We start from the raw sequence: 21,640 nt of genomic DNA on the forward strand, positions 1-21,640 counted from the left end.
GCCAGGAGGCGCGTCGGGTTCCACGAGAGGTGCGTCGTCACTGATCTGGCGCACCGTGACCGCCTCGGTTCGGGGAATGTCCGATGTCGACTCAACCACCGCAGTGCCCTTCGTCCGCACCTGGGACTCGTCTCGTCCTTCGTCCATGACACCCCCGCTGCGCGGCGCTGGCATCGTCCCGCCTGAGTGAGACGGCCCGGGGCCACGTGACCGGAACGGGGCCGGAGCGGCCGACCGCCCCCTGCGTCAACGGGTCAGGGGAAGGCGGCGCGCGGCCCGCGACACCAACCGGCCCAGCAGGGCGCCGGTCGCCACCCCGACCAGGACGTCACTGGGGTAGTGCACGCCGGTGTACACGCGGGAGAAGGCCACGACCGACGCAGCCGCCCGCAGCGGCCACCTCAGAGCCGGCAGGACGTCCCCGACCGCGACGGCGAAGGCGACAGCAGACGCGGAGTGGCCGGAGGGGAACGACGTCGACGACGGCATACGCACCCATCGGTGCGGGGGCACACCCAGACCGACCCGGTCGGGGCGACGGCGCGCCCCGGCCATCTTCATCGGCTGGTTCACCACCAGGGACGTCGTCCCGACCGCCGCGAGGCCAGTGAGCGCGGCGCGCCGGCCGGGAGGTCCGCCGCGCAGCGCGAGGGTGCCGGCCACGAGGAACCACGGCTTCGAGAAGTCGGCGAAGTCGGACAGCCTTCTCAGCGGCTGGTCGAACAGGGGCGTCTGCAGCTGCGCCACGTACCGGTACAGGGCCCGGTCGCAGCGGGCGAGGCGGCGCCGCAGCGACACCGCTCCCCAGCTCGACCAGGCACCCGCGCCGACGTCACCAGGTGAGCTCGATCTCGAGTTCACTCTCCTCGTCTCCAACCTCGATCTCGAGCTTGAGGTTCACCTCGTCGGGAACGTGCACCGTGATGCGCATGCCGCCGCGTTCGAACTCGACCTCGTTGTTGCTGGCGAGCGCGTCGGCCAGCGCCCTCAGGCGAGCTGCGGCGTCCTCCCGGCTGAGCCGTTCGCTCTCGGCAATCTCGATCAGGTCCATTCCTGCCTCCTTTGTGTTGGCCCTGCGGGTGTCTGCTCTCTGCCGAGGGCGATACGCGCGAGCTCGGCCACGCCGTCGCGCATCCGTTCGGGGACCATCGCCGACGGTGATGCGCCGGGGTGCTGGCGCGCGACGCGCACCCGCAGGACCCCGGGTCTGATGCGAAAGTGCAGCGGCGCGTCGAGGACCACCGTCTCGCCGTCGATGCCGGCGGGAAGGGGGTTGTCAGCCTCGACCTCGAAGGTCGGCGCCGACCACTCGCGCCACGGCCGCTGCGACGAGCGGTCCTCCGCCCCGCCGGCGGTGGGTGCGGCGACCACGGTGATCCCGAGCAGGCCGTCGTCGATGCGGGGCCGCGTGCCCGAGCCGACAGCGCGGCCGAGCCGGTAGCGGTTGTTGGAGACGAGGACCGCGGCGCCGCCACGGTGCTCGTGCCCGCCGGGGCCACGCCACCGCATGTCCGGTTCACCACCGTCGGGGCCGAGGACGTCGGGCGCCGTGTCGAGCAGGGTGCGGAGCTTGGCGTCTCGGTAGCCGGTGCGCTGGACGGCCTCGGCGTAGAGGCCGAGCGAGACGTTGTTGACGAAGACACGCCCGTTGACCTCGGCGAGGTCGACTCGTCGTTCACCGCCGTCGACGAAGGCGTCGAGGGCGCCGACGACGTCGTCGCGGTCGACACCGAGGTCCAGCGCGAAATGGTTGCGCGTACCGGCGGGCACGCACGCGTACGGCAGCCCATGCTCGGCGGCGATGGCGGCCACGACCGCCTGCGAGCCGTCCCCGCCCGCCATCGCCAGTCCGTCAGCACCGCGTTCGACCGCCTCCAGGACCAGCGTCTCGAGGTCGTCGCCCCTCTTCAGCTCGATGGCTTCGATCCCGCGGTCCGCCGCCTCCTTGGCGAGCGCGAAGCGTTCAGCCTTCCCGCCGCCAGAGCGCGGGTTGAAGAAGAGCACCGGATGACGCGGCGGCGGTGCACTCGGCAGGTCGACGTGGACGTGGAGGGCCGAACGGGCCGCAGCGACGCTCGCCACGAGCCCGGCCAGGACCAACAGGTCCACAAAGGGCGACCCACGGGTCAGGACCAGCACCACCGCGCCCGCGAGCGCGAGAGCCGCGACGACCAGTCCGGCCACCCGCGCGGCACCGCGCCGGACCACCCCGTACCAGGCCGAGGCTCCGGCGAGGAGCACGAGGAGGGCCAGGACCAGGCCGCGTGGGAACTCGATCACGGCGACGACGAGGGCGAGCACGGCCGTGGCCGCTCCCAGAAGCAGGGCGAGGGCCGCCAGCCATCGCCGCCTCATCGGATCGGGCCCTCGAGGACGACGACGCCCCTCCCAGGACGGCGGTGCTGCGGCCGCCGCGGGAGACCGGGCGCTCTTGCTGACATCCTCGGACCGTAGAAGGCCGGCACGTGGACGGGCATCACGCAGCACGGATGATTCCCCGCCGCGGGCGGCTCCACCTGCGCACCGTTCCCAAGCCCGGGCGGCCTGCTGACTCCGACTCGATGTCGGGGGCGGCCACTAGTGTCGGCAGGCATGGCCGTCCACCACCTGACGAAGGATGAGGCCCGCCGCATCGCGGTCCAGGCGCAGCTGCTCGACGCGCCGCGCCCCACCGACCTCGTCGCGGTCGTCGACCGCCTGACGGTGCTGCAGATCGACCCCACCGCGGCCATCGCGCCGAGCGCCGACCTCGTCCTCTGGAGCCGGCTCGGCTCGGCCTACGACCCTGCCGACCTGACCAGGTCCGTCGAGGTCGACCGCACCCTCGTCGAGACCGTCGCCTACATCCGGTCTCAGCGCGACGTCCCGGCCGTCATCGCCGAGGTGCGCGACGCCGAGCCCTGGCCGTCCCTGGCGGCCTGGCTCGAGGCCAACGAGCCGTTCCGCCGCGACATCCTCGCCCTCCTGGAGAAGGAGGGCCCGCTGCTCTCCCGCGACATCCCCGACACGAGCGTCGTGCCCTGGCCGTCGTCGGGGTGGACCAACAACCGCAACGTCACCCGGATGCTCGAGGCGCTCGCCCTGCGCGGACACATCGCCATCGCCGGACGCAAGGGGCGGCAGCGCTACTGGGACCTGCCCGAGCGGGTCTATCCGACCGACCTGCCCACGGTGGACCTCGAGGCTGCCGTGCGACACCGCAACGAGCGCCGGCTCGCCGCCCTCGGCATCGCCCGCTCCTCCGGTCCGCAGATCCCGGGCGAGACCCCCTACGTCGGCGACGCCGGCGAGGAGGCCGTCGTCGATGGCGTGCCGGGCACCTGGCGCGTCCACGCGGCATACCTCGGTATGTCGTTCAGCGGGCGCACCGCGCTCCTCTCACCTTTCGACCGGCTCATCCACGACCGGGTGCGCGCCGAGCAGCTGTTCGACTTCGAGTACTTCCTCGAGATGTACAAGCCCAAGGACAAGCGTCGTTGGGGCTACTTCGCCCTGCCGGTCCTGCACGGCGACCGGCTGGTCGGCAAGCTCGACGCGACCGCCGACCGCAAGGCCGGAACGCTGGTCGTCAACGCGGTCCACGAGGACGTCCGCTTCACCAAGGCCATGACCGCCGCGGTCCGCGAGGAGGTCGAGGACCTGGCCGCCTGGCTCGACCTGTCGGTCACCATCGCCCGGGGCTGAGCGAAGGCGCGACCAACAGCCCTGTTGCCCGCGCCTCGGGCCTGTGACGGTCGAGCTGGAGGCACGGTCTGGGAGGAGGACGGCGATGGCTCGCATCACGGGTGAGGTCACGATCGAGGCGCCGGTCGAGGAGGTGTTCGACCTGGTCGCCGACGAGCGCAACGAGCCGAGGTACAACTCCCGCATCGTCCGCGCCGAGAAGGTGAGCGACGGGCCGGTCGGCAGGGGTGCCCGCTTCGTCGCCGAACCCAAGGGCATGGGCAGCAGGGGTGAGATGACCCTCGAGATCCTCGACTACGACCGGCCGCACCGTCTCCACAACGTCGTGCAGTCTTCCTACCTGCAGGTCGACGGCACGCTGACGTTCGACGAGGTCGACGGAGGGACGAGGCTGCGGTGGGACTGGGACATGGGCCTGGTCGGGCCGATGCGCGTGCTCTCGCCGGTGCTGGCGATAATCGGGCCCCGGTGGGAGCGCCGCAACTGGGTCGACCTCAAGCACTACCTGGAGTCGCGCGGCGGCTGAACCCGGTGACGGCGGATGACCTCCGCCGCGAAGCGCCGCGCCAGCTCACGGGCCGCCTCGACAGACCGGGGCTCGGCCACCTCGGCCGCTCGCCGCAGCGCCGCCAGGTCGACACCGTCGCCCGCCAGGGCGGCCTCGTCCCAGGACTCGAGGCGCGAGGCAGCGGCCTCGGGGTGGAACTGCACGCCCCACGCGGCCGTGCCGACCCGGAAGGCCTGCACGCGGCATACCTCCGAGGTCGCCAGCAGCACGGCGTTCGGCGGGAGGTCGACGACCTGGTCGCGGTGGTTCTGGATGGCCGGGAACGCCACGGGCAGGCCACCGAACAGCGGGTCGGGGGTCGCGTCGGGTGTGAGCGCGACGAGACACGAACCGCGTTCCGGCACGCCGTGGTCGCGCACCACGCGGCCACCGGCGACGTGGGCGAGCAGCTGCGCACCGAGGCAGATGCCGAGCAGTGGTATGCCGTGTGCGAGGGCCCGTGCCGCGAGGTCGCGTTCACGAGGGAGCCAGGGTGCGGTGGCGTCGTCGTCGGGCAGGTAGCCCCCGCCGAGCAGCACCAAGCCGTGGGCGCCGTCGAGGTCGTTCGCGTGCAGGTGCTCACCGGCGACGTCCGTGACGTCGAGACCGTCCTCGTGGAACCAGTCCGCGAGCCGGTTCAGGGGGCTGCCGGGGCTGTTGCGGACGGCGACGACCCGCGGTCGCGAGGTCCCCGGTCGGGGGGCCGGTGGACGCGAGGCCGGCGGCGGGTGAAGACTCACCGCACGGCCTCGCGCCGGCCCGGGATGGCGGCGACCAGGCGCTGGGTGTACTCCTCCCTCGGGTTGCCGAAGATCTCCTCGGGGTCGCCGTGCTCGACGACCCGGCCCTGCTGCATGACGTAGACCTCGTGGGCGACCAGCCGCACGACGGCGAGGTCGTGGCTGATGAAGAGGTAGGCGAGGTCGAGGTCGCGCTGCAGCTGCACCATGAGGTCGAGGATCTGCTCCTGGACCAGCACGTCGAGGGCGCTGACCGCCTCGTCCATGACGACCAGCTCGGGCTCGAGCGCCAGGGCCCGCGCGATGGCGACCCGCTGGCGCTGACCGCCGGAGAGCTCGTGCGGGTAGCGGTCGGCGAGGGCGCCTGGCAGGGCGACCTTGTCGAGGAGCTCGGTCACCGTCGCCTGCCGGGACCGCGCGTCGCCGATCTGGTGCACCCGCAACGGTTCTGCGACGACCTCGGCCACTGAGTAGCGCGGGTCGAGCGAGGCGTAGGGGTTCTGGAAGACGGGCTGGACGCTCCGCCGGAACTCCTTGAGCGCCGACCGCCGCAGCGTCGCCAGGTCGGTGCCGCGGAAGGTGGCGGTGCCGGCGTCGCAGTCCTCGAGCTTGAGGGCGAGGCGGGCGGTCGTCGACTTCCCCGAGCCGGACTCGCCGACGATCGCCACGGTCTGGCCCTTGCGGACGTCGAGGTCGAGGCCGCCGACGGCGACGAGCGGCTCGCGGCGGCCGCGCAGGCGGTAGCGCCGCTCGACCCCGCGCAGGGAGAGCAGCACCTCGCGGCCGGCCGGGACCTCGGCGGCAGTGGAGATCTTGGGCGTGGCCATGCTCGGCGCCGCAGCGAGGAGCCGCCGGGTGTACTCGTGCTGCGGCGCGTCGATGACCTCGGCCGACGGCCCCTGCTCGACCACCTCACCGCCGTACATGACGACGACCCGGTCGGCCCGCTCGGCGGCGAGCGCGAGGTCGTGGGTGATGAGCATGACGGCGGCGCCGAGCTCGTCGGCCAGCTCCTCCATCTGGTCGAGCACCAGGCGCTGCACCGTCACGTCGAGCGCCGAGGTTGGCTCGTCGGCGATGAGCAGCTCCGGCCGGCAGGCCAGCGCCATCGCGATGAGCACCCGCTGCCGCATGCCCCCGGAGAACTCGTGCGGGTACTGGTCGAACCGCGCGGACGCATCGGTGATCCCGGCCTTCTCGAGCAGCGCCGCCGCCTGCTCGCGCGCCTCCCGCCCCGAGGCCCGGCCGTGCACCTCGAGGGCCTCGACGATCTGGGCCCCGACCTTCAACACGGGGTTGAGGTTGGTCATCGGGTCCTGCGGCACCATGCCGATCCGGTTGCCGCGGATCGCCGTCATGGCCTTCTCGCCGAGCCCGGTCAGCTCGGCGCCGTCGAGGCGGATGCTGCCGTCGCTGATCCGCCCGTTCGAGGCCAGCAGCCGGTTGATCGAGGCAGCCAGCGTCGACTTGCCCGAGCCCGACTCGCCCACGACGGCGACCGTCTCGCCCCGCCCGATGTCGAGGCTGACGTCGCGCACCGCGGCCACCGGGCCGTGCGGTGTCTCGAAGGAGACCGTGAGGTTGCGGACCGCCAGCAGGGGGGCATCACGGAGGTCCTCGGTCGGCGTGGCCGCGGTGGTCGTGGTCATGGTGCTCCTGTCTCCAGCCGTTGGCGGTCGGACGTGCGGGGCGGCAGCGCGCCCTGAGCCTCGAGGGAGGTGGCGACGCCGGCGAGCGCCGTGGCCGCGATCTCGTCGGTCGGGACCAGCGAGGCCCGTGGGGCGAGGGGCCGGTCGGGGGTGCCGGTCGTGCCGTGCAGCCGCGTGGCGGCGACGGCCACGACGAGCTCGCGGTCGAGCGCGACGGCGAGGAACGTGCCCGTGAACCCGCCGTGCACGGCGAGCGGCACGGCGTCTCCCGCCACCGTCGCTGTCGCCAGCCGGACGCCCAGCGCGCGGTCGGGCGCGACGGCCAGGGGACGGGTGAACGCGGTGACCACCTCGGGGGGGACCACAGCCGCGTCGACCAGCGACCGACCGAGCCGGAGCAGCTCGGGCACCGTCGCGAAGAGTCCCGCGTGCCCGGCGACCCCATCGAGGGCGTGGGCGGCGTTGCCGTCGTTGACCACCCCCACGGGCGGCCGGGTGCGCCAGCCGTCGAAGTCCTCGACCCGGGCGTCGACGGGGTAGGGGTCGCTGTGCGCGACCATGTGGTGCTCGACCACGTCGCTGTCGCCGGATGCCGCGGCCTCTTCGGCCGGGATTGGCCCGTAGCCGGTGCGGCGCAGGCCCAGCGGCCGGGCGACCAGCTCGTCGAACGCCTCGTCCTGCCGCCGTCCGGTGACGGCCTCGAGCACCGCACCGAGGGTGATCATCCCGAGGTCGGAGTAGACCCAGCGCGTGCCCGGCTCGCAGACCAGGGGCGTGGTGGTGGTCGCCCGGGCCAGCGCCTCGTCGCGCACCGTGGTGCCGCAGTAGAGCGGCAGCCACGCGGGCAGGCCGGACGTGTGCTCGAGCAGGTGCCGCACGCGCACCTGCGCGCGGTCACCACCGGCCTCCGGCAGGTATGCCGTGACCGGCGCCTCGAGGTCGAGGGTCCCGTGTGCGACGAGGCGCATCGCGAGCGCCGTCGTCGAGGCGACCTTGGTGACCGAGGCGAGGTCGAGGCGGGTGTCCGCCGTCATCGGGCGGGCCGGCTGCTCCGGACCGGCCAGCACGGCATACCCACCTGCCGCCACCGACAGCTCCGCCCCGGTCAGCACGCCCACCACCGCACCCGCGGGGTGCGTGCCCGGGCCGCCGAGCCCAAGGAGGGCCTCGACGACGGGGTCGAGGTCGAGGGTCACGGTGTCCCGTCCTCGAGGGTGAGGCGGGTGGGTACGGTGCCTCCGGCCACCGGCAGGGCGCCACCGTCGGGGCCGGGAGTGACCGTGCCGAGCACCCGCGCCTCCCGCGCCCCGGTGCAACTGGGGACGTTGCCCGGTATGCCGTGCAGGGTGGCCCAGCCGATGAGGGCGAAGGCGATGGCCTCCTTGGCGTCGGGGTCGAGCCCGAGCTCCACGGTCGTGGCGAAGCGCACCTCGGGGGCGGCCGCGGCGAGCGCCCCCATCAGCGTGGGGTTGCGGGCTCCCCCACCCGAGACGAAGACCCGGTCGACGCCCGCCGCGACCAGCGCGTCGGCGACGGTGCGGGCGGTGAGCTCCACGAGGGTCGCGACGAGGTCGGGCAGTGACGCCGTGCCACCCCAGCTGGCGAGGGCGTCGTCGACGTAGCGCGCGTGGAACAGCTCCTTGCCGGTGCTCTTGGGCGCGGGGTCGCGGTAGTAGGGCTCGGCGAGCAGGACCTCGAGCAGGTCGGGCAGCACCCGCCCCGCGGCGCTCACCTCGCCGTCGCGGTCGAACGCCAGCGGCGCGGAGGGGTCGGCCGCCAGGACAGCGTCCACCAGCGCGTTGGCCGGGCCGATGTCCCAGGCCACCGGATCGGTGCCGGGGGCGCACACGGTGACGTTGGAGATGCCGCCCAGGTTCAGCGCCGCTGCCGTGACACCGTCGGCCCGCAGCGGCTCCAGGACGAGGGTGTCGAGCAGCGGCACCAGCGGGGCGCCCTGGCCGCCGGCGACGATGTCGGCGATGCGAACGTCGCCCACGACGGGCAGCCGCGTCCGCTCGGCGATCCACGCCGGCTGGCCGAGCTGCAGCGTCCCGAGCGCCGCGCCGTCCTCGACCCAGTGGAAGACGGTCTGCCCGTGCGAGCAGACCGCGTCCACCTGGCCACCCCCGGCAGCCGCGTGGGTCGCCAGCGCCTGGTGCGCGGCCTCACCGAAGGCCCTGCCGATGAGCGTGTCGAGCCGGGTCACCTCTGCGAGGCTCGTGCCCGCCGGAGGCAGGGCTGCCACAAGGAGGGCCCGCAGGTTGTCGTCGTAGGGCACGGAGTCGACCAGCTCGACCCGCCCCACCAGCTCGTCGCCGCGGCGCGAGAAGTCGCAGACGGCGACGTCGATGCCGTCGTGCGACGTCCCGGAGATCATCCCCAGCACCCGCATCAGCGCGACCCCCGCGAGCGCGGGTCGAGGGCCGACCGCAGGCTGTCGCCCAGCAGGTTGAGCCCGACGACGAAGACGACCAGGGCCGCGCCCGGGAACGCGAGCATCCACGGCGCGACCGTGGAGAGGGTCTGCGCGTCGTAGACCATGCCACCGAGCGAGGCCGCCGGAGGAGGCGTGCCGAAGCCGAGGAAGCTCAGCGAGGCCTCGGTGAGGATGGCCCACGACAGCGACAGCGTGGTCTGGACGACGAGGATGCCGCGCATGTTGGGCACCACGTGGGCGAACAGCGTCGACATCCGCGACCGTCCGATGGCCGTCGATGCCGTCACGTAGTCGACCGTGCGCAGGGTGAGCACCGGTCCGCGGGCCACTCGCGCGAAGATCGGCATGTAGACCGTGGCGATCGCCAGGCTGACCGTCACCCAGCTGCGCTCCAGGGTCGCGGCGAGCGCCAGGGCGAGCAGCAGCGACGGGAACGCGAACAGCACGTTGGTGACCACTCCGACGACGCGGTCGAGCAGGCCCCCGAAGTAGCCGGCCAGCACGCCGAGGAGGACGCCGACGAGGCCGGCGGCGCCGACGGAGACGACCGCGATGCGCAGCGAGTTCGCCAGCCCCGCGGCCACGCGGGAGAAGACGTCGCGGCCGAACTGGTCGGTGCCGAACCAGTGCGAGGACGATGGGCCCTGCAGCGCCACCGTGACGTCCTGGCGCGCCGGGTCGTAGGGCGTCAGGCCGAGCAGACCTGCCAGCGCGAGGAGCACCACCAGTGCGGTGAGCCCGACGCCCACCACGGCGGACGGCTGGCGCATCGCGGTGAGCAGCTGCGAGCGGCGGGAGGTGCGGACCACCCGGGCCGGGACCGTCGTCGTGGCGCTCACTCCGCGCGCACCTTCGGGTCGACGACCCGGTAGAGCAGGTCGGTCGCCAGGTTGACCAGCACGAACATCACCGCGATGACGAGGACGGTGCTCTGCACCACGGCATACTCCTTCTGGTTCAGGCCGAGCAGCACCTGCCGGCCGATGCCCGGGATGGAGAAGATCTGCTCGATCACGAGCGTGCCCCCGAGCAGGAAGCCGAACTGCAGCCCGCCGATCGTGACGATCGGGATGAGCGCGTTGCGCAGCACGTGGCGCCACTGCAGCCGCCGGGACGGCACGCCCTTGGCCCGCGCGGTGCGGACGTAGTCCTCGTCGCGGATCGCCAGCACCGACGCCCGGGCGGTCTGGAACACGGGCGAGGCGATGCTCACGCCGAGGACGAGCGCAGGCAGCAGCATCTGCTGGAGGTTGAGCGCCGGGTTCTCGGCGAGGGTGGCGAACTCCTCGCCGTTGGGGTTCCAGCCGAAGGCGTTGGCCAGCCAGGTCGAGACCACCGTGGCGACGAGGAAGGTCGGCAGCGACAGGGCCAGGAGGCTGGCGAGCTGCGTGCCGCTGTCACGGGTGGCGCCCGGGCGGCTGGCCGCGAGGAGGCCGCCCGGGACGCCGAGCGCCAGGCCGATGACGATCGACAGCACGGCGAGCTCGACGGTGGTCGGCAGCGCCGAGGCCGTCATGTCGAGCACGCTCTGCCGCGACGTGGTGGACACGCCGAGGTTGCCGCTCAGCACCCCGCCCAGCCAGTTCGCGTACTGCCCCACCAGCGGCTGGTCGAGCCCGTAGTAGGCGCGCAGGTCGGCCAGCTGCTCAGGGCTGAGTGCGCCGGCCTCGATGCCGTAGCTCGCGGTGATCTGGTCGCCGGGCAGCACCCTCAGCAGCACGAAGGTCAGCACGGAGACACCGACGAGGGTGAGCAGCGCCTCGAGCACGCGCCGCAGCACGGGATGGCGGGTCAGGGCGGAGAGCAAAGACATGGGAGTGGTGGACGTCCGCGTCACGAGGCGGACTTCGTGGCCTTCCACAGGGTGCTCAGGTCGCCGTTGGTGCGCGGCTCGAAGCCCTTCACCGCGGTGCTGGCGGCGATGTAGAGGTTGCCCGTGTAGGTCCACACCCAGGCGGCGTTGTCCTCCAGCTCCTGCGAGACCTTGGCGTAGATGGCCTTGCGCTCGTTGGCGTCGGTCGTCGCCTTGCCCTCGGCGAAGAGCTTGTCGAGCGTCGCCGACCGGTAGCCGGCCACCTTGGTGAACGAGCCGGTCGAGGTGAAGTAGCGGGCGTACATCGTGTTGGGGTCGGTGCTGCCGCCGTTCAGCGCGATGGCCGTGTCGAAGTCGCCGGCGAGCCAGCGCTGCACGTAGGCGTTGGAGTCGAGCGTCTCGAGCTTGACCTCGATGCCGATCTCCTTCAGCTGCGCCTGGATGTTCTGCGCCTCGTTGACCGCGGTGGAGTAAAGGCCCTGGGAGGTGATCATGTTGATCGACAGGCCGCCGGACTTGCCTGCCTTGCCGAGGTGCTCACGGGCCTTGTCCAGGTCGCGCTGCGGGCAAGGCCGGCTGTCGGGGTCGGAGCGGTATGCCGGCGACGTCACCGGGCCGGTGACCTTCCCCGCGCCGAGGGCGGCGGTGTCGAGCACCTGCTTGCGGTCGATCGCGCAGGAGATGGCCAGGCGCACGTTGACGTCCTTCAGCGCCGGCGCGTCGGCCCGCAGCTGGAGGACGTGGTAGCTCAGCTGGTCGACGGTGGAGACCTTGACGTTGGTGGCGGTGGCCGTCTTGGCGGTGACCGAGTTGTCGAAGACAGCCATGTCGACCGCCCCCGAGCGCAGGGCCGAGACCATCGCCTTCTCGTCGGCGATGATGCGGAACTGCACGCCGGTCAGGCCCGGCTTGCCCTGGTAGTAGCCCGGGTTGGCCTTCAGGGTGATCGACTGGTTGGGGGTGCGGCTCTCGAAGAGGTAGGGCCCGGAGCCGACCGGCTTGGTCGTGAGGCTGTCGACCGGCACGTCGGAGGGGACGATCGAGGTGTTGACGTTCGACAGGGCCGAGACGAATGAGGCGTCGGGCGCCTTGAGGGTGACGACCACCGTCTGCGGGTCGGGGGCCTCGATGCCCTTGACCGAGGCGAAGTAGGACGCCGAGGTCGCCTTCGTGGCCGGGTCCATGATCGTGTCGAACGTGTACTTCACGTCCTCGGAGTCCAGCGCGGAGCCGTTGCCGAACTTCAGGTCCTTCTTCAGCGTGAAGGTGTAGGTCAGGCCGTCGTCGGAGATCTTCGGCAGGTCGGCCAGACCCGCCACCGGCTGGAGGTTGGCGTCGGTGTTCAGCAGCGTGCTGTAGATCTGGCCGAGCACCTGGATCGACTGCGTCGAGGTCGACAGCCACGGGACGGTCTGGGTCGGGTCGGCGCTGATGCCGAACACCAGGGGGCCGTCCGCCTTGCCGCCCGAGGCGCCGCTGCTGCCACCCGAGCAGCCGGCCAGGGCGAGGGAGGTGACGACGGCCGCTCCGAGGACGACCGGCCGCACCGGCATGGCAGGGCGGAACTTCTGCATGGGGCTCTCCTTGGGCTGGGCGTCGGCTCCGGGCACGTCCCTGCCGACCGCACGGGGGTTTCGCCGCCCAATATGGCACTTTGTTCCGCAGTTGGGTACCTGTGCGTGAAGTTGTTTCACATCGTTATCCGAGCCCTGACCAGCGGCTCGCGGGTACGGTGACGGCCGTGAGCGACGCCCAGACCCAGACCGGCACATCGGCCGCCTGCCAGCCCACCATCGGCGGCCTGGCCCCCTGCGACAACTGCGGGGCGCCGATGCGCTGGGAGACCTCGCACCAGCGGTGCGACTCCTGTGGCCACATCGTCCCGTGCTGCGAGGGCGCACCGCTCGGCTGACAGGGGGTGCTGACCTCGCCCGCCTCCCACGGGAGAGGGCCGCGGGGACTGCGTCAGTGATCCACGCACCGGATCACTGGCGCAGTCCGCCGACGAGGCACCGTGGCGCCGGGTCAGCCCTGCGGCGGGCGGATGATCCGGAACATCGCGCCGGTCGGGTCGGCCAGCGTCGCCATGCGGCCGTATGGCGTGTCCTCGGCCGGGTGCAGCACCGTGGCCCCGAGCGCCTGCGCCTTCTCGACGAAGGCGTCCGGGTCCTTGACGCCCCAGTAGATGCCCCACAGCCCGGGCACGTTCTCGGGCAGCATGGCCGCCGCGTCCATGACGCCGGCCTGTTGGGAGTCCCCCTCGCCGAGCGTGGTGTAGCGGAAGTCGTCGGTGTCGCTCATGACGTGGGTGTCCCAGCCGAAGACGTCCTCGTAGAAGCTCAGCGTGCGGTCGTAGTCGCGGGTGTGAAGCTCGAACCAGTTGGGCGTCCCGGGTTCGGCCACGACCTCGATGCCGGGGCTCTGGGAGCCCTGCCACACCCCGACCGCTGCACCGGAGGGGTCGGTCACCATCGCCATCACGCCCTGCTCGGGCACGGCCATCGCCGGCACGATCACGCTGCCGCCCAGCTCGGCGGCCCGCTCGACGGTGCGACGTGCGTCATCGGAGGCGAGGTAGACCGACCACATGTCGGGTGCGCCGCTGCTGCCCTCGTTGCGCATGCAGCCACCCACCATCTTCCCGTCCTTGCGGAACATGATGTAGCCGCCGTACTTCTCCTCGTCGCCGTGCTCGGAGGTCCAGCCGAACAGCTCGCCGTAGAACTGTTCGGCGCGAGCGGTGTCGGAGGTGAACAGGTCGACCCAGCAGGGGGCTCCGGTCATCGGGATTCGCGCGGGCACGGCTGTCTCCTTCACGTCGGTGGGCACAGGACGAGCGGGTCCTGACGTTGGGACCGATCGCCGGCCCCCGCCAGACTCATCGTGACCACAACGCCCTCCCGGCGCGACCCGGCGCAGCCCTGCCCCCGGGGCCTATCCTCCAGAGATGGGGGAACTCGGTCGGACAGAGGCCCTCAGCCGGGTCCTGGACGCGGCCGAGAACGCCTCACCCCTCGACGCCGTCGAGGCGGTCACCCGCACCCTGGCCGCCACGCTTGACGCGGGTGCGGCCTTCTTCCTCATCGAGGACCTCTCCGGCCGTGGGCTCATCCGACTGTCGAGCGCCCCCGGCGGCGACGCCGAGGGTGCCTTCGTCGCCCGGATGGGCGAGGAGAACGCCACAGTGCGCTTCGATGCCGCCGAACAGGCTGTGGTGCTGCCTTTCGACGGCGGTCCCGCAGAGGTCGCCGTGCGCTCCCAGACGGTCCAGGTTGTGCCCCCCGCCGGCGACGACCCGTCGACGGGGCCGTGGACCGTGTTCGCGCCGGTCACCGAGCGGGGCGAGGTCCTCGGGCTGCTCGAGCTGACCCTCCCGACCGAGCCGGACCCACCCACGCTCGTCGACATCACGCGGATCGGGCACGTGCTCTCGTTCGTGATCATCGCGAACCGGCGGCACACCGACCTGTTCGAGTGGGGACAGCGCACCACTCCCTTCACGCTCCCCGCGGAGATCCAGCGCCGGCTGCTGCCGGCCGCGTTCACCTGCGAGGCGGGGGCGTTCACCCTCTCGGCCTGGCTCGAACCGGCCGCCTCCATCGGAGGGGACTCCTTCGACTACTCCCTGGCCCGCGATGTGCTCCACCTGTCCTTGACCGACGCCATGGGCCACGGGGTGGCCAGCGCACTCAACGCCACCCTGTGCGTGGGCAGCCTGCGCAACGCGCGTCGCTCCGGGACGTCCCTGCTCGAGCAGGCGGCTGCGGCCAACGTCAAGATGTGCGAGCACGCTGCCGAGACGGGCTCCGACGGCTTCGCGACGGGCCTGCTCGGTCGACTCGACCTGCAGAGGGGCAGGCTGGCCCTGGTCAATGCTGGGCACGTGCTCCCCTACCTGTTCCGGTCCGGCGCCGTCTCCACCATTCCGCTCCCGGTGGACCTGCCGTTCGGGCTGTTCCCCGACTCCGTCTACCGCAGCACCGACCTGGCTCTCGAGCCGGGCGATCGCCTCCTGCTGGTCACCGACGGGATGCTCGAGCGAAACGCCGCCGAGCTCGACCTGCGGGACGAGATCCTCGCCACCAGGGACCTGCATCCGCGCGAGGTGACCCGGCACCTGACCCGCAGGGTGGTCGCGGTCGCAGGAGGCTCCCTGTCCGACGACGCAACCCTGCTCGTGCTCGACTGGCACGGCGGTCACGGGCGGGAGCGCCGCACCTCCGGGGGCTCCGAGCCCCACATCGCCAGTGGTCCCGTACCGTCGAGCCATGACTGAGCCAGCGGACGAGACGAGGGCCGACCACCGGGCTGAGCTGCTGCCGGAGGAGCAGGCTGCCGGCAGCGCCGACCCCGAGGCGCAGGCCGAGGCGATCCTCGCCGAGTCGGCGGAGCGCACCGAGCACCCGGACGAGACCCGGCGCGCGTCGACGCAGACGCCCGACGAGGAGGACACCGCCCCGGCGACTCCGGCCGACCCCGCGACCGGCCGGCCGACCGACGCCGGCACGGGCACGACCCCCGCCTGACGAGCAGCCGGACCTCGGCACGACGTCGCTATCCGGCGCAGCAGGAGCAGTCGGACACCAGCCGGTCCAGCAGGTCACCGAGCCCGTGCCGGGCCCGGCCGGGCATGCGCCCCGAGGTCAGCACGGCAGGCTCCCGCACGGCGAGCACCCGGTGGCCCCCGGCCCGCAGGCTCCGGACCAGGTCGTGGTCCTCCCCGTGGGCCACTGCCGGGAAGCCGCCGACCGCGGCATACGCGTCCATGCGGACCGCGAGGTTGGCGCCGTAGACGTGGCGGTGCCCCACCGCCGCCATCCCATCCCGGACGATCTGCCCGTATGCCGCGGCCGCGGCCGGGTGCGCGCGCCAGCCCTCGAGGTCGACCAGGCCCGCGATGCAGTGCGCCTCGGCTGCCCTGGCGTGGGCGAGCAGGGCGGACACCCAGTGCGTCGGGACGACCGAGTCGGCGTCGGTGCTGAACACCCAGGCCTTCGGCGACGACGCCAGCCCCAGGGCGGCGCCGGCTGCCGAGACCAGCCGCCGGCGCACCTCGCCGACCGTGCCGGAGTCGGCGTCGGTGTGCCGGTAGACCTCGAGGTCGGGCAGGGCCGCGAGCGCGTGATCGACCAGGGCTGCCGTCTGGTCGGTGCTGCGGTGCACGGCGACGGCGAGCGCAGCCCGCTGGACGCCTGCGGAGCGGCGGGCGTGACGCAGGGCGTCGGCGACGCTGTCGAGGCACCGGGTCACCCGGTGCTCCTCGTCCCGGGCGGGGATCGCCACCAGCACGTCGGTCATGGCTGGCTGCCGAGGAACAGCGCGTCGCCGTCGGTGCTCTGCTGGCGCACGTAGAGGTCGAGGTCGTCGACCGCCCGGGTGAGGGGCCCGTCGAACGCCAGCCCGGCCGGGCCCGCGACCGCCCTGGCCTGCTCGAGCAGGCGTCGCACGGCCGCCCCGACCACGGACCGGGCCTCGGTGGCCAGCACCTGCGGCGACGCCACCTCGCCACCCGCCAGCCGGGCCGCTGCAGCCTCGGCCGCGCTGGCAGCGGTGACGAGCTCGGTGCGCAGGTGCCCGAGCCGCAGCTGCACGGCGGGTGAGACGGGGCCGGCGCCCACGTGCCGGCGCACCAGGTCGACGACACGCGCCGCCCCGCCGACCCAGACGGCGGCGACTCCGACGCCGCCGGGGAAGAACCCCGGACGGCCGAGGTAGAACCCCGCCCCACCGAGCTGGCGCGCCTCCCGGTCGGGCACGTCGTGGGCGAGCTGGACGGTGTGCGAGTGCGACAACCGCATCGCCGAGGTCTGCCAGGCGGTCTCGTCGACCGGCCAGGCGTCCACGGCGACGTCGAGCAGCACACTCGTCTCGTCGTCGAGCCAGACCGGCACGAGCGCCCGGTCGAGCACCCCTGCGCCGGAGGCGAAGCGCAGGGTCCCCTCGAGGTGCCAGCCCTCGTCGGTGCGGCCGGCCCTGATCCCCGTCCCGCGGGAGCGGGAGGCCCACACCCCGTAGAGGCAACCGTCCAGCGGGCGGGTGCCGGCCTCGGCGTGGACCCGCAGCGCGTCGACGTGTCCCTCGGTGAGCCGCGACAACGGGATGTCGGTGCGCCCCAAGGCCTCGAGCGCCGTCACCAGACCCGGCCACGACAGCGAGGTCCAGTCGTGCTGGGCGGCCAGGTGGCGCACTGCCGCGGCGATCGCCTCCGGCCGGTCCGCCTCGCGGTCGTGACCCGGCGGCAGCTCGAGCGGTTCGGGAAGCGGCACCAGCGCGGTCAGCCCGCTCACGGCCGCACCCAGGACGCCGCGACGAAGTCGGGGTCGTCGTGCCAGCTGTGCCGCCGCCACCCCGCCTGCTGCAGGAGCGTGTCGGCCTCCTCGGTCGCGTCAGCCCCCGGGAGGTGTGCGTCGTCGGGGTGGTGCCGCCAGTGCACCACCCCGACCTCCGCCTCCGCCCGGGCGGCAGCCGCCACGCCCTCGAGCGCCTGCGAGCGGGCCTGCGCCGGGAGGTAGTACAGCACCTCGGCGAGCACGACGAGGTCCGGGAGGGTGGTCAGTGGGGGCACCGCGGGAAGGGCGCTGACCTGTGAGGTCGCGTTTGGGCAGGCCTGCAGGAGCCCTTCCGTGAGGGCCACCGCCGTGGGGGAGGCGTCGCTGGCGGTGACGTGCCCGCAGCGGCGCGCCAGGGCCAGCGCCAGGGCACCGGTCCCGCAGGCGGCGTCCCAGGCGTGGTCGTACCGCTCGCGGGCCAGGAGCGCCAGCACCACCGCCTCCTTGCGCCGCTCGTACCAGCTGTCCCGGACGTGCCACGGGTCCGGGTCGGCGGCATACAGCGCCTCGAAGTCCGGCGGCCGCACCATCAGCCGACCACCAGCTGGGCGTGGTGGTGCTCGAGCAGCAGCGGTGGCACGACCGGGCCCAGGCCCGGCTGCAGCGGCTCGCGCTGCGAGGCGTAGGCCGCAAGCGCGAGCAGGCGCGCCTGCTCGGCCTCGGCGCCCGTCGGCACGACCGACCAACGGTGGCCGGTGGCGGCCACGGCCTCCGGCGTCATCCAGTAGGCCATCCAGACGGGGTACTCGAGCAGCGTCGCCCCCCGGGCGCGCGCGGCGAGGGCCGCTGCGCGGCCGGCTGCCTCGTGGTCGGGGTGGGGGTCATGGCGCCACGGCGCGAGCACGACGTCACCGGGGCCCAGCTCGTCGGCGATCGCGGCGGCCATGGCGTCGGTGTGCGAGGCGACGGCGCCGTCCGGGCAGAGCCGGTGCGCACCCGCGTGGGCCCCGAGGTCGGCGAGGGCCGTGTGCCACTCCTGCAGCCTCCGGTCGGCCAGCCCCGGCTCCTCGATGCCGAGGTCGTCGAGGCACGCCTCCCCCGCCGTGAGCGTGATCGCGAGCACCGGGCCGCGGGTGCGGGCCCACTGCGCGACCAGGCGACCGGCCCCGACCGCCTCGTCATCGGGGTGGGCCCCGACGACCACGAGGCGGGTGCTGCTCGGAGGCACCAGGTCGTCGATCGGACGCCTGGGGGCGGCGGCGACGGCGCCGTGCCACACCTCGACGGGCAGCCCGTCAGGCGTCACCGTCACGGTCATGTGGTGAGCCTAGGCGCGGTGACGACGGGACGCTCGACGTCGCTGTTGTCGACCACCAGGTCGGCCCGTTCCCACGGTGCCCGCTCGGCGAAGTACCGGCGCTGCGCCTGCACGTAACGGGCCATCGAGGGGTGTTCCGGGTCGGGGTGGCTGCCGTCCCGCACGGCCATCCGTGCCGCAGTCACCTCGAAGGGCACGTCGAGGTAGACGGTGAAGTCCCACAGGCCCTCGAGCTCACGGCGGTGCAGGAAGAGCCCGTCGACGACCAGCGCCGCGCCCGCGGGCGCCCGCAGCAACGGCCCGTCGAGCACCTCGTCGGTGGCGACGTCGTGACCACGGGGTCGGTAGCACCCGGAGCCCCCCGGCCCCAGCGGCCGCAGCACCTCGTCCGCGAAGCGCGGGTAGTCGAACGAGTCCAGCCAGAACCCCTCGGGGGAGGTCCGCCCGAGGGGTTAGCGCACCTCCCGGACGTGGTGGAAGTCGTCGAGGGACACCTGCACGACGTCGCGCCCGCCTTCCCGCAGGGCCTCGGCCAGCTCGGCGGCGAAGACGGTCTTGCCCGACCCGTCGGGGCCGTCCACCCCCACCCGGGTGCACGACGTGCCCGGCCCGTCGGGCACCTGGGCGGCCACGTGCGCGAGCAGGTCGCGCCGCTGGGCGCTGCCGGGACGGCCCGGACTCACCCGGGGACGATCCAGCGCAGCAGCGTCACAGCTCCCACGACGGCACAGACCACGAAGAGGATGGCGAGCACGACCGTGATGACGACGGCGGCGTCGACACCGCCCCCGGTCTGCACGGGCGCGCTCGACACGGTGCCTGCTGCCGCGCGGTCGGCGCCCGCGCGGCGGCGCAGGGCCTCGACGCGCGGGTTGCCGGGGTTGTCGCGGACGGTGCGCGGCAGGCTGCGCCACATCTGGTCGAAGTGGTCGGCGTGCCGTTCCCGCCACGCCTCGACGGCCTCGTCGACATCCTTGCCGCGCCGGCCGGTGCCGAACCACGCGGCGCCGGCGGCAGGCATGTCACCCATCGCGTAGTGCACCTCACCGAGCAGCTCGAGGGCCTCGGGGTCGAGGTTGTCGGCGAGGTGCCCGGCAAGGCGGTCACGCGCCTTCCAGGCACGCCCGGCGGCAAGGTCCGCCCGGGCGCGCTCGACCGCGCCACTGTGGTGCTCGAGGTCGGAGCTGGTCGTGTCGCGCTCGGCCGGGGACGGGGTCTGCTGGCTGTCGTCGCTCACAGCCGTGAGTATGCCGCGTGCGCGCCACCGCGGCCGCTCATCCCCCTCGGGTGATGCCCCGCCGGAGACCGCCGACCGACACTGGCCGCTCAGCGCCGGCTCGGGATGGCCCCCGGCCGGCTGACGACGGGAGACACGGCATGGCCAAGCAGGAGAAGGACACCCTCTACGTGATCGCCGGGGCCTACGACGACGTCGACTCCGCGGTCGCCGACTACGAGGCGGTCAAGGCGCTCTACCGGGAGGTCAAGACCTCCCACGACTTCGACGCCGCCGTCGTGGCCAAGGACGAGGACGGCAAGGTCCGCATCGTGAAGAAGCACGAGCAGCCCACCCGTCACGGCGCGGCAGTCGGGCTCGGCTGGGGGCTCGCGGTGGGGGTGACGGCGGCACTGTTCCCGCCGGTCGGCATCGGCCTGGCCACCGCGGGCGCGGGAGGTGCCGCGATCGGTGCGGTGGCGGGACACGCGAGCGACGGCATGTCCCGCGGCGACCTCAAGGAGCTCGGCGAGACCCTCGACGAGGGCGAGGCCGGCCTCATCGTGGTCTACGAGACGAACCTGGCCGACCAGGTCGCCGCCAACATCAAGGCGGCGAACCGGCTCATCTCCAAGGCCACGGACATGGCGGCGGACGAGCTCGCAGCAGAGATGAAGGCTGCCGAGAAGGCCTCCGGCTGAGCAGCGCCGACCCGGCGGATCACCGGACAGGGCAACCAGCACCCCCTAGGCTGGCCATGGTGCGGGGGTGAGCACACGGGTTGCGGGGAGCGGTGGCGACATGGCTGAGTTCGACTGCCGGGCATGCACATCCGCCAACACCACACTGGTCCTCGACCTCGGGATGGTGCCGGCTGCGGACACGTTCGCCGAGGCGGGTGACCCGCGGGAGGACCGCCGCTTCCCGCTGACCCTGTATGCGTGTGGGGACTGTTCGCTCGTGCAGCTCGGTCCCCTCGAGGACCCACCGGGACCGGAGGAGTCCCGCGCGGTGGACTCGCAGACGGCCAGACGGCATGCCCGGGCGTCCGTCGCGACCGTCGTCGAACAGCTCGGCCTCTCCCCCGGACAGACGGTCATCGAGCTCGACAGCGCGCACGGCGCCTCGTGGCTGCCGTCGTTCGTCGAGGCGGGACTGGTCCCCCTCGCCGAGGATGCCGTCGCCGACCTCGTCGTCGACGTGCACCACCTGATGCACGCGGAGGACCTCAACGAGGTCATGGCCGCCCACGCCCGGCGGATGAGCCCCTCCGGCCACCTGGTCTGCGAGTTCTTCCACGTCCGACCGCTGGTGGAGCACTGCCTGATCGACACGATCCGCCACGGCCACTTCGCCTACCTCTCGGTCATCGCGTTGGAACGGCTGCTCGCCCGCCACTCGCTGGCGCTGGTGGACGCCGTGCCGGTCGACGTCTACGGCGGGAGCGTCCGTGCGACCATCCGGCACGCGGCCAGCGCACAGCAGGCCCACCCGCGCGTGGCCGAGATCAAGCGGGCCGAGTCCTCGCTCGGCGTCGACGGCCTGGACGCCCTCCTCGAGCTGGGGTCACGCGGACGCGAGGTCACGACGGCACTCCGGCGACACCTGGAGGGACTTGCCGCGGCGGGCCGGACGGTGGCGGGCTACGGGGCGCCGTCGAAGGCGCCCGTCCTCCTCGCCCTCGCCGAGGTGGACGTCGACCTGCTGCCCTTCACGGTCGACCTGGCACCGCAGAAGCACGGGCTCAGGGTCCCGGGCACCGGCATCCCCATCCACCCCGTGGAGCGGCTGCTCACCGAGCGGCCCGACGACGTCGTCGTCCTGACCTGGGACATCGCCGAGGAGGTGGCCGGCCATCTCGGGCGGAGCAGCGCCGGCAGCGGCTGGTCCCCGCGCCTGTACGTCCCGCTGCCCGAGCCCCGGACCCTGGCGCTCCCCACCGGGTGAGCAGCGCCGCAAAAGGACGG

25 protein-coding genes are annotated in these 21,640 nt (G+C 73.2%); 7 read left to right on the forward strand and 18 right to left on the reverse strand.

The window, feature by feature from the left end; all coding sequences use genetic code 11:
- Positions 1-246: 246 nt before the first annotated feature.
- Genes P0Y31_RS02000 through P0Y31_RS02010 form a run of 3 tightly spaced genes read right to left on the reverse strand, consistent with a single transcriptional unit; the run spans position 247 to position 2,355 of the window.
- Complete coding sequence (locus tag P0Y31_RS02000) at positions 247-861, reverse strand: phosphatase PAP2 family protein (protein WP_275866395.1); 615 nt, start codon at positions 859-861, stop codon at positions 247-249.
- The gene (locus P0Y31_RS02005; protein WP_275866396.1) at positions 833-1,051 is read right to left on the reverse strand and encodes an amphi-Trp domain-containing protein; all 219 of its coding nucleotides are present in this window, start codon (positions 1,049-1,051) and stop codon (positions 833-835) included. Before P0Y31_RS02005 ends, P0Y31_RS02000 begins: the two co-directional genes overlap by 29 nt.
- Positions 1,042-2,355 carry a diacylglycerol kinase family protein gene (locus P0Y31_RS02010; RefSeq protein ID WP_275866397.1) on the reverse strand — a complete coding sequence of 438 codons (1,314 nt, stop codon included), beginning with the start codon at positions 2,353-2,355 and terminating at the stop codon, positions 1,042-1,044. The genes P0Y31_RS02005 and P0Y31_RS02010 overlap by 10 nt, the downstream gene beginning before the upstream one ends.
- A 237-nt stretch (positions 2,356-2,592) precedes the next feature.
- Between P0Y31_RS02010 and P0Y31_RS02015 the strand changes: the two genes are divergently transcribed.
- Together P0Y31_RS02015 and P0Y31_RS02020 are read left to right on the forward strand one after the other, a co-directional pair.
- Positions 2,593-3,684: a crosslink repair DNA glycosylase YcaQ family protein gene (locus tag P0Y31_RS02015; protein WP_275866398.1), complete on the forward strand. Its 1,092-nt coding sequence runs from the start codon at positions 2,593-2,595 to the stop codon at positions 3,682-3,684.
- 85 nt (positions 3,685-3,769) lie between these two features.
- Positions 3,770-4,210 (forward strand): SRPBCC family protein, encoded by a 441-nt coding sequence (locus P0Y31_RS02020; RefSeq protein ID WP_275866399.1) that lies wholly within the window; start codon positions 3,770-3,772, stop codon positions 4,208-4,210.
- Here P0Y31_RS02020 and P0Y31_RS02025 read toward each other — a convergent pair.
- The 7 genes from P0Y31_RS02025 to P0Y31_RS02055 are packed head-to-tail and all read right to left on the reverse strand — an operon-like array spanning position 4,186 to position 12,444.
- The gene (locus P0Y31_RS02025; RefSeq protein ID WP_275866400.1) at positions 4,186-4,971 is read right to left on the reverse strand and encodes a type 1 glutamine amidotransferase; all 786 of its coding nucleotides are present in this window, start codon (positions 4,969-4,971) and stop codon (positions 4,186-4,188) included. The two genes, P0Y31_RS02020 and P0Y31_RS02025, sit on opposite strands and share 25 nt — an antisense overlap.
- Entirely contained in the window at positions 4,968-6,620 is a 1,653-nt protein-coding gene (locus P0Y31_RS02030) for an ABC transporter ATP-binding protein (RefSeq protein ID WP_275866401.1), read from the reverse strand. Before P0Y31_RS02030 ends, P0Y31_RS02025 begins: the two co-directional genes overlap by 4 nt.
- The gene (locus tag P0Y31_RS02035) at positions 6,617-7,816 is read right to left on the reverse strand and encodes a serine hydrolase domain-containing protein (RefSeq protein WP_275866402.1); all 1,200 of its coding nucleotides are present in this window, start codon (positions 7,814-7,816) and stop codon (positions 6,617-6,619) included. The genes P0Y31_RS02030 and P0Y31_RS02035 overlap by 4 nt, the downstream gene beginning before the upstream one ends.
- Complete coding sequence (locus P0Y31_RS02040) at positions 7,813-9,012, reverse strand: anhydro-N-acetylmuramic acid kinase (protein WP_275866403.1); 1,200 nt, start codon at positions 9,010-9,012, stop codon at positions 7,813-7,815. The genes P0Y31_RS02035 and P0Y31_RS02040 overlap by 4 nt, the downstream gene beginning before the upstream one ends.
- The gene (locus P0Y31_RS02045) at positions 9,012-9,896 is read right to left on the reverse strand and encodes an ABC transporter permease (RefSeq protein ID WP_275866404.1); all 885 of its coding nucleotides are present in this window, start codon (positions 9,894-9,896) and stop codon (positions 9,012-9,014) included. The genes P0Y31_RS02040 and P0Y31_RS02045 overlap by 1 nt, the downstream gene beginning before the upstream one ends.
- The gene (locus tag P0Y31_RS02050; protein ID WP_275866405.1) at positions 9,893-10,870 is read right to left on the reverse strand and encodes an ABC transporter permease; all 978 of its coding nucleotides are present in this window, start codon (positions 10,868-10,870) and stop codon (positions 9,893-9,895) included. The genes P0Y31_RS02045 and P0Y31_RS02050 overlap by 4 nt, the downstream gene beginning before the upstream one ends.
- Before the next feature lie 20 nt (positions 10,871-10,890).
- On the reverse strand, positions 10,891-12,444 hold the full coding sequence (locus tag P0Y31_RS02055) for an ABC transporter substrate-binding protein (RefSeq protein ID WP_275866406.1): 1,554 nt from the start codon (positions 12,442-12,444) through the stop codon (positions 10,891-10,893).
- A 167-nt stretch (positions 12,445-12,611) separates the two neighbouring features.
- Here P0Y31_RS02055 and P0Y31_RS02060 point away from each other — a divergent pair, with 167 nt between their 5' ends.
- Positions 12,612-12,782 carry a hypothetical protein gene (locus P0Y31_RS02060; protein WP_275805804.1) on the forward strand — a complete coding sequence of 57 codons (171 nt, stop codon included), beginning with the start codon at positions 12,612-12,614 and terminating at the stop codon, positions 12,780-12,782.
- Between the two features lie 113 nt (positions 12,783-12,895).
- On the opposite strand, the gene P0Y31_RS02065 is transcribed toward P0Y31_RS02060, so the two are convergent.
- Positions 12,896-13,672, reverse strand: a complete 777-nt coding sequence (locus P0Y31_RS02065) for a VOC family protein (protein ID WP_345803603.1) — start codon at positions 13,670-13,672, stop codon at positions 12,896-12,898.
- A gap of 145 nt (positions 13,673-13,817) precedes the next feature.
- Between P0Y31_RS02065 and P0Y31_RS02070 the strand changes: the two genes are divergently transcribed.
- Entirely contained in the window at positions 13,818-15,146 is a 1,329-nt protein-coding gene (locus P0Y31_RS02070; protein ID WP_275866407.1) for a PP2C family protein-serine/threonine phosphatase, read from the forward strand.
- Positions 15,139-15,396 carry a hypothetical protein gene (locus P0Y31_RS02075; protein ID WP_275866408.1) on the forward strand — a complete coding sequence of 86 codons (258 nt, stop codon included), beginning with the start codon at positions 15,139-15,141 and terminating at the stop codon, positions 15,394-15,396. Before P0Y31_RS02070 ends, P0Y31_RS02075 begins: the two co-directional genes overlap by 8 nt.
- Positions 15,397-15,424: 28 nt before the next feature.
- Here P0Y31_RS02075 and P0Y31_RS02080 read toward each other — a convergent pair whose 3' ends face one another.
- The 7 genes from P0Y31_RS02080 to P0Y31_RS02110 form a co-directional block, all read right to left on the reverse strand.
- Positions 15,425-16,168, reverse strand: coding sequence for a glycosyltransferase family 2 protein (locus P0Y31_RS02080; RefSeq protein ID WP_275866409.1), 744 nt, complete (start codon positions 16,166-16,168; stop codon positions 15,425-15,427).
- Positions 16,165-17,157, reverse strand: a complete 993-nt coding sequence (locus P0Y31_RS02085; protein ID WP_275866410.1) for an acyl-CoA dehydrogenase family protein — start codon at positions 17,155-17,157, stop codon at positions 16,165-16,167. The genes P0Y31_RS02080 and P0Y31_RS02085 overlap by 4 nt, the downstream gene beginning before the upstream one ends.
- A complete protein-coding gene (locus P0Y31_RS02090; protein ID WP_275866411.1) occupies positions 17,154-17,729 on the reverse strand; it encodes a class I SAM-dependent methyltransferase in 576 nt (191 codons plus the stop codon). Before P0Y31_RS02090 ends, P0Y31_RS02085 begins: the two co-directional genes overlap by 4 nt.
- A complete protein-coding gene (locus P0Y31_RS02095; RefSeq protein WP_275866412.1) occupies positions 17,729-18,457 on the reverse strand; it encodes a PIG-L family deacetylase in 729 nt (242 codons plus the stop codon). The genes P0Y31_RS02090 and P0Y31_RS02095 overlap by 1 nt, the downstream gene beginning before the upstream one ends.
- The gene (locus tag P0Y31_RS02100) at positions 18,454-18,840 is read right to left on the reverse strand and encodes a hypothetical protein (RefSeq protein WP_275866413.1); all 387 of its coding nucleotides are present in this window, start codon (positions 18,838-18,840) and stop codon (positions 18,454-18,456) included. Before P0Y31_RS02100 ends, P0Y31_RS02095 begins: the two co-directional genes overlap by 4 nt.
- A gap of 69 nt (positions 18,841-18,909) precedes the next feature.
- Positions 18,910-19,140 carry a hypothetical protein gene (locus P0Y31_RS02105; RefSeq protein WP_275866414.1) on the reverse strand — a complete coding sequence of 77 codons (231 nt, stop codon included), beginning with the start codon at positions 19,138-19,140 and terminating at the stop codon, positions 18,910-18,912.
- Positions 19,137-19,694 carry a DUF6584 family protein gene (locus tag P0Y31_RS02110; protein ID WP_275866415.1) on the reverse strand — a complete coding sequence of 186 codons (558 nt, stop codon included), beginning with the start codon at positions 19,692-19,694 and terminating at the stop codon, positions 19,137-19,139. The genes P0Y31_RS02105 and P0Y31_RS02110 overlap by 4 nt, the downstream gene beginning before the upstream one ends.
- A 140-nt stretch (positions 19,695-19,834) precedes the next feature.
- Here P0Y31_RS02110 and P0Y31_RS02115 point away from each other — a divergent pair, with 140 nt between their 5' ends.
- Both P0Y31_RS02115 and P0Y31_RS02120 read left to right on the forward strand, forming a co-directional pair.
- The gene (locus P0Y31_RS02115; RefSeq protein WP_275866416.1) at positions 19,835-20,374 is read left to right on the forward strand and encodes a DUF1269 domain-containing protein; all 540 of its coding nucleotides are present in this window, start codon (positions 19,835-19,837) and stop codon (positions 20,372-20,374) included.
- 100 nt (positions 20,375-20,474) lie between these two features.
- Positions 20,475-21,620, forward strand: a complete 1,146-nt coding sequence (locus tag P0Y31_RS02120; protein WP_275866417.1) for a methyltransferase C-terminal domain-containing protein — start codon at positions 20,475-20,477, stop codon at positions 21,618-21,620.
- Positions 21,621-21,640: the final 20 nt, after the last annotated feature.

It is taken from the genome of Knoellia sp. 3-2P3, from assembly GCF_029223115.1.
Classification (GTDB): domain Bacteria; phylum Actinomycetota; class Actinomycetes; order Actinomycetales; family Dermatophilaceae; genus Pedococcus_A.